This window comes from Moritella sp., assembly GCF_033791185.1.
Classification (GTDB): domain Bacteria; phylum Pseudomonadota; class Gammaproteobacteria; order Enterobacterales; family Moritellaceae; genus Moritella.
On the sequence record NZ_JASJHF010000165.1, the window covers coordinates 1 to 6,708 of the forward strand.

General features: G+C 41.7%; 5 protein-coding genes. All 5 read left to right on the forward strand.

Going from position 1 to position 6,708, the window contains the following annotated elements:
* The first annotated feature begins 81 nt into the window (after window positions 1-81).
* The 5 genes from flhB (at window position 82) to QNK26_RS09920 (ending at window position 6,547) form a co-directional block, all read left to right on the forward strand.
* Complete coding sequence (flhB, locus tag QNK26_RS09900; RefSeq protein ID WP_319222602.1) at window positions 82-1,212, forward strand: flagellar biosynthesis protein FlhB; 1,131 nt, start codon at window positions 82-84, stop codon at window positions 1,210-1,212.
* An 89-nt stretch (window positions 1,213-1,301) separates the two neighbouring features.
* Window positions 1,302-3,401, forward strand: coding sequence for a flagellar biosynthesis protein FlhA (gene flhA / locus QNK26_RS09905; protein ID WP_319222604.1), 2,100 nt, complete (start codon window positions 1,302-1,304; stop codon window positions 3,399-3,401).
* Between the two features lie 44 nt (window positions 3,402-3,445).
* Entirely contained in the window at window positions 3,446-4,942 is a 1,497-nt protein-coding gene (flhF, locus tag QNK26_RS09910; protein ID WP_319222606.1) for a flagellar biosynthesis protein FlhF, read from the forward strand.
* Window positions 4,943-4,944: 2 nt separating this feature from the next.
* Window positions 4,945-5,820, forward strand: coding sequence for a MinD/ParA family protein (locus QNK26_RS09915; RefSeq protein WP_319222608.1), 876 nt, complete (start codon window positions 4,945-4,947; stop codon window positions 5,818-5,820).
* Window position 5,821: 1 nt separating this feature from the next.
* A complete protein-coding gene (locus tag QNK26_RS09920; protein WP_319222610.1) occupies window positions 5,822-6,547 on the forward strand; it encodes an RNA polymerase sigma factor FliA in 726 nt (241 codons plus the stop codon).
* The last annotated feature ends 161 nt before the right edge of the window (window positions 6,548-6,708 follow it).

Genomic DNA, 6,708 nt, shown 5'->3' on the forward strand with positions numbered 1-6,708 from the left:
GGGTGAGTTGATTTGTTCATTGCTCAATAATGCTTGCGCGTATTAATTACACTTATCAAATTAGGATAAAGGTATTTCCTCATGGCTGAAAAAGACGGACAAGAACAAACCGAAGACGCCACCGAGAAAAAACTCACCCAAGCCAGAGAAAAAGGTCAGGTAGTTCGTTCGAAAGAACTGGCGACGACCTTCGTACTCACGGCAACTGGTGCCGCTTTTCTGGCCTTTGGTGATGAATTAGCGCGTGCACTTGTTACTAATATGAGTCGTCTATTTCAGCTTAGCCGTGAAGAAGTATTTAACCCCGAAGCACTACTCGAAGTCGTCGCCTCCAGCGTTAAACCATTAATGTGGCCGTTACTCGCTATTATGTTAGTGGGTTTTTTTGCCGGTATTATTGGCAACATTATCATGGGAGGTGTAGTTTTTAGTGGCGAATCGATTCGTCCCAAGGCATCCAAAATGTCGCCGAAAGCAGGTATTAAAAGAATGATGGGCCCGCAGGCCATGGTGGAATTGATTAAATCAATTGCTAAGGTCACGGTCGTAGTTACCATTGCCTTGATTGTGTTAAAAAATCAATTCCTAGAGATCATGGAGTTTAGCCTTCAGCCATTACACATCTCGATTATCGAATCGTTGAATTTCTTGACGGATGTTTTTATTTGGCTATGTGCGTCTTTGATTATCATTGTTGCAATCGATGTACCTTATCAATATTGGAAGCATGCTAAAGAATTACGTATGACCAAGCAAGAAGTTAAAGACGAAATGAAAGATGTAAATGGTAACCCACAGTTAAAAGGCAAAATTAGGCAAATGCAGATGGAGGTATCACAGCGTCGTATGATGGGGAACGTCCCTGACGCGGATGTGATTATTACTAACCCTACCCATTATTCTGTGGCGTTAAAATATGAGAAGTCCGGCAGTGCGGCACCGAAAGTAGTGGCTAAAGGTGTCGACCAAGCTGCATTTCGTATTCGTGAAATGGCGAAAGAGCATCAAGTACCCATCTTGGAATCGGCGGCTTTAACACGTGCTATTTATCATACAACGGAGATCGATGATCCGATACCGGAAGGGCTATTTATTGCGGTTGCCCAGATCCTCGCTTATGTTTATCAACTTGAGCAATTTAAACTACGTAAAGGTAATCGTCCTAAACCCCTGCCAAAAACCATGGATATACCCAATGATTTGAAATATTAATGCTATTTTTGTGCTAACGCAGCTAATGCTTTTGCCTTCGGTATGATTATTGCTTTATACTAGCGAGCATAAATTTTTGAGGTCACCGAATGCAAGTAGCAACAAATCTATCCAAAATCTGGGGTAAAAGAGCGATCGCGCTAGAAAATATCGGCACCCCGATCGTTGTGTTAGCTACACTAGGCATGGTTGTATTACCGATACCTGCATTCCTACTTGATGTGTTCTTTTCTTTTAATATCGCGTTGTCGTTATTAGTCTTACTTGTTTCTGTATATGTAAACAAACCTCTTGAATTTGCGGCGTTTCCGACCGTACTGCTAATTGCGACATTACTGCGTTTAGCCCTTAATGTAGCCTCCACCCGAGTGGTATTATTAGAAGGTCATAATGGTGGCGATGCCGCCGGTAAGGTCATCGATGCTTTTGGCTCCGTGGTGATCGGCGGGAATTTGGCGGTTGGTCTGATCGTGTTTATGATTCTGATGATTATTAACTTTGCTGTTGTAACCAAAGGTGCGGGCCGTATCTCGGAAGTAAGTGCGCGTTTTACTCTAGATGCCATGCCTGGTAAACAGATGGCGATTGATGCTGATTTAAATGCCGGTATTATTGATCAAGAACAAGCAAAAAAGCGCCGTGAAGAGGTGACTCAAGAAGCTGACTTTTATGGTTCGATGGACGGTGCCAGTAAATTTGTAAAAGGTGATGCGGTTGCGGGCTTATTGATTTTATTCATCAATATTATTGGTGGGTTAATCATTGGTATTATGCAGCATGATCTGAGTTTTTCTGAAGCCAGTCGCATTTATACCTTGCTGACCATTGGTGATGGTTTGGTTGCGCAAATTCCGTCATTACTGCTATCTATTGCTGCCGCGATCATTGTTACCCGCCAGAATAAAGATGAAAAATTGGGTACGCAAGTCAGCAGCCAAATGATTGCGAATCCAAAAGCGTTAGCAGTTGTTGGGTTAATCATGACGGTGATGGGTTTAGTTCCGGGCATGCCGCATCTTGCTTTCATCGGTTTTGGTGTTCTTACTGGCGGTTGGGCTTGGTGGTTAATGAAAAAACAAGCTGAGCGTGAAGCAAATAAAGATAACATGCCTGAAAGTGCTGCGATTGAAGCGAACCTCAATGATCAGAAAGAACTTGATTGGGACGATGTGAAACCGGTTGATACAATAGGTTTAGAAGTTGGCTACCGCCTTATCCCGTTAGTTGATAAAAGCCAAGGCGGTGAATTGCTCAACCGTATTAAAGGTGTGCGTAAGAAATTGTCTCAAGAATTGGGCTTTTTGGTACCCGCGGTGCATATCCGTGACAACCTAGATTTACCACCAAACTGTTACAGTATTAACATTATGGGGGTTTCAAATGGTGAAATTGAAATCTTTCATGATAAAGAATTAGCAATTAACCCTGGTCAGGTTTACGGCAAGATAGATGGCATTTCAACCATAGATCCTGCGTTTGGCTTACCAGCTTTGTGGATCAACCCTCAACAGCGTGATCAAGCGCAAACCTTGGGTTATACAGCTGTTGACTCAGCTACGGTTGTTGCGACACACTTGAGTCAGTTGCTGCTTAACAATGCTGCACAACTGCTCGGTTATGAAGAAGTGCAGAATTTATTAGATGTGCTAGCGAAAACACATCCCAAATTAGTGGAAAGTTTAGTACCCGACATTTTACCTTTGGGTATAGTCGTGAAAGTACTACAAGGGTTATTACACGATAACGTGCCAATCCGAGATATTCGCACCATTGTTGAAACTATGGCGGAATATGGCAGTAAAACACAAGATCCAGAAGTATTAATTTCGGCTTGTCGTGTGAGCTTGCGCCGTATGATCGTTCAGGATATCAATGGTATCGATAGTGAGTTACCTGTTGTTACACTGGCGCCGGAATTAGAACAAATATTACATCAGTCTTTACAGGCTGCGGGCAGTGAAGGAGCGGGGATTGAACCTGGATTAGCAGAACGAATGCAAACTTCATTAGCTGAAGTAGCACAGAATCAAGAATTAGCAGGACAACCAGCGATCTTACTTACGTCGGGTGTATTAAGGTCAACATTGGCGAAATTTGTGAAATACTCAATTCCATCTCTACGAGTATTATCCTATCAAGAAGTACCCGATGATAAACAGATACGTATTGTCAGTGTTGTCGGTCAATAACGCGTTCATAAATTAAAGTAGCGAACAGAACTAAGGATGATAAGTTGAAAATAAAGCGCTTTTTTGCCAAAGATATGCGTGCGGCATTGGCTGAAGTTAAAGAGGTTCTTGGCCCTGACGCTGTGATAATGTCTAACAAAAAGGTCACTGGTGGCATCGAGATCGTTGCAGCGGTAGATTTTTCTGAAAGTAAGCCCGCTGCACCGCAACAAGCAGCGGAACAAACGCCTGTAGCGAATAAGGCAAGCCGTCAACTTTCTGAAGACTCCGTCAATTTATCGGCATCTAATTTTAGTTTTAAGAAGTTAATGAATAATGAATTGTCGCAACAAGCGGAGCCAAAGCAAGCTACAACGACAAGTGATTCATTAGCGAGTTTGCTGGCACGCCAGCAAGAACATAAACAGCAAATGTCGCAAGCAATAAGTAATGATGGCAATGCGAATGAAGAAGGTAATTGGAATACCAGCTTTTTAAAGAAACCGGTATCACGTCGTTTTGCAGAACCGCCCAAATCGGCACCTGCTACGCTCGCAGAACAAAATGAAATGCGTGATGGCATAGCTCGAAAGCCACAGCCAAGTGGGTATAAGCAATTTGAATCAAATGCCCCCAAAGCTGATAACCAACAAGATATTAGTGCAATGAAAGCGGAACTTGCTTCAATTCGACAGCTGCTTGAACACCAAGTCTCAGGCTTACAGTGGCAGGAAGTTGAACGTAACGAACCTATTCGTGCTATGTTGATCAAACATTTGGTCAAGATTGGTTTTACTGAAGAGATTGCCGATCAATTAGCGAATTGTGTGGCAGAAAATTGTTCAATTGAATCAGCCTGGGATCAAATCCAAGCATTATTAACAGATAATGTGCTGATTGCACAGGATGATATTTTAACGAAAGGCGGCGCTGTTGCCCTCGTTGGCCCAACCGGGGTTGGTAAAACGACAACTATCGCCAAGTTAGCGGCAAAATTTGCCATGTTGCATGGCTCTGAAAATGTCGCCTTGATCACAACAGATACATATCGTATTGGTGCGCACGAGCAATTAGCGACTTATGGCCGTATTATGGGCTGTACTGTAAAGGTTGCACGTGACGAAGCAGAACTGGCACAATACTTGTATCAGTTAAGAAGTAAGCGGTTAGTTTTGATTGATACTGCTGGTATGGGTCAGCGTGATACGCGTTTATCTGAACAGTTACAAACATTAGTTAATAATGAAAAAGTCGTGATTCGTAATTATTTAGTTGTCCCTGCTACCTCACAGCGTAGGGTTGTACAAGAAACACTAGAACATTTTCACCATATCCCGTTAGCGGGCTGTATTTTGAGTAAAGTGGATGAAAGTTTAAGTCTAGGTGAAATTTTAAGTGTATTAATTCAGCATGAATTGCCAATTGCATATATTACCAATGGGCAAAGAGTTCCTGAAGATATAGATTCAGCCAATGCTCAGCAATTGGTTCGTACTGTACTTAATAGAGATACACTAGAAGAACAAAACGATACGCATTTTTGGTTAGGCGATGATAAATAATAATGAATAAAAATATTTTTTTCGATCAAGCAAGTGGTCTAAGACAAATGAGTAATAACAAAAAAGTTAAAGTTATTGCCGTTTCAGGTGGCAAAGGTGGCGTAGGTAAAACTAACGTAACACTGAACATGGCAGTATCACTCGCGGCTCAAGGCAAGCGAGTTATGGTTTTAGATGCCGATCTTGGATTGGCCAATGTCGATGTTTTACTCGGCTTACGTGTACATAAAAATATTTCTCACGTGATTTCGGGTGAATGCACATTAGACGATATTTTGGTTGAAGGTCCAAATGGCATTTTAATCGCGCCAGCAACCTCTGGTACACGTTCGATGGTGGAGTTATCAGTAAAAGAGCATGCCGGTTTAATCCGTGCCTTTGCTGAATTAAAAACACCGATTGACATACTTTTAGTTGATACCGCGGCTGGTATTTCAGACATGGTATTAAGTTTTTGCCGTGCGTCGCAGGATATTCTGATGGTGGTGTGTGATGAACCAACATCAATAACTGATGCTTACGCATTAATTAAATTATTATCAAAAGAGCACGGTGTTCATCGTTTTAAAATTGTAGCCAATATGGTGCGCAGTTTACGTGAAGGCCAAGAACTATTTACTAAATTGACTCGCGTAACCGATCGATTTTTAGATGCAACATTAGAGCTTGTTGCTTGTATTCCGTTTGATAACAGCGTTCGTCAATCTGTGCGTAAGCAAAAAGTAGTTGTTGATGCTTTTCCAAAAGCACCTGCTTCACTGGCGTTTAGAGCATTGGCAAGTAAAGCTGCTACTTGGCCTGTACCAAATAAAGTGGGTGGTCATTTAGAGTTTTTCATTGAGAACTTGTTTGAAAACAAAGCTAGGGTAGAAGATTGAAGTGAATAAGGCATCCCCTTACAGTAGCATCCAGTCGCAACAGAATAATGCTGTTGAACAATTTAGTTTTTTAGTAAAACGAATTGCTCACCACTTGTTATTACGTTTGCCTCCGAGTGTTCAGTTAGATGATTTAATCCAGTCAGGAATGATTGGATTACTGGATGCTGCGCGTAACTTTGATGGTTCTAAAGGAGCTAGCTTTGAAACTTATGCTGGTATTCGTATCCGTGGCTCAATGATTGATGAAATGAGACGTGGGGATTGGGTTCCAAGATCCGTGCATAAAAATGGTCGTGATATTGCAGCGGCCATTGATCGGATTGAAAAAAAGACTGGCACGGATGCAAAAGATACGGATGTTGCTGGTGAATTAGGCGTAAGCCTGGCTGATTACCATAGTATGTTGATGGATGTTAACAGTGGGCATATATTGGCAGTCGAAGATTTAACGGTGAGCAATGAAGATGCATATTCAGTTTATGAAGGCAAATCAAGTGCCCCTTGTGCTGACTTTTCTGAGCAACGTTTTCAGCAAGCACTTGCAGAGTGCATTAAAACATTACCAGAAAGGGAAAGCCTAGTTTTATCGCTTTATTATGATGAAGAGTTAAACCTAAGGGAAATCGGGGAAGTGCTCAGTGTCAGTGAATCTCGAGTGAGTCAAATACACAGTCAAGCAATGCATCGCGTCAAAGCGCGTATGCATGCTTGGTTGGATGATTAAGCTTAATTGGTACTATTTATCTAGTGCCTGAATATTGAAGTAATATATTTATCGGAATCAGGGCCTATAAATATTGAAATTACTTATTTTGGAGAACAACTTGAAAAAGCAAATTAAAATTCTTATTGTCGATGATTTTTCTACGATGAGACGTATCATTA

Bases quoted from the DNA above. Each gene is read 5' to 3' on its own strand.
- flhB (WP_319222602.1), top strand. From the start codon at position 82: ATGGCTGAAAAAGACGGACAAGAACAAACCGAAGACGCCACCGAGAAA.
- QNK26_RS09915 (WP_319222608.1), top strand. From the start codon at position 4,945: ATGAATAAAAATATTTTTTTCGATCAAGCAAGTGGTCTAAGACAAATG.
- flhA (WP_319222604.1), top strand. From the start codon at position 1,302: ATGCAAGTAGCAACAAATCTATCCAAAATCTGGGGTAAAAGAGCGATC.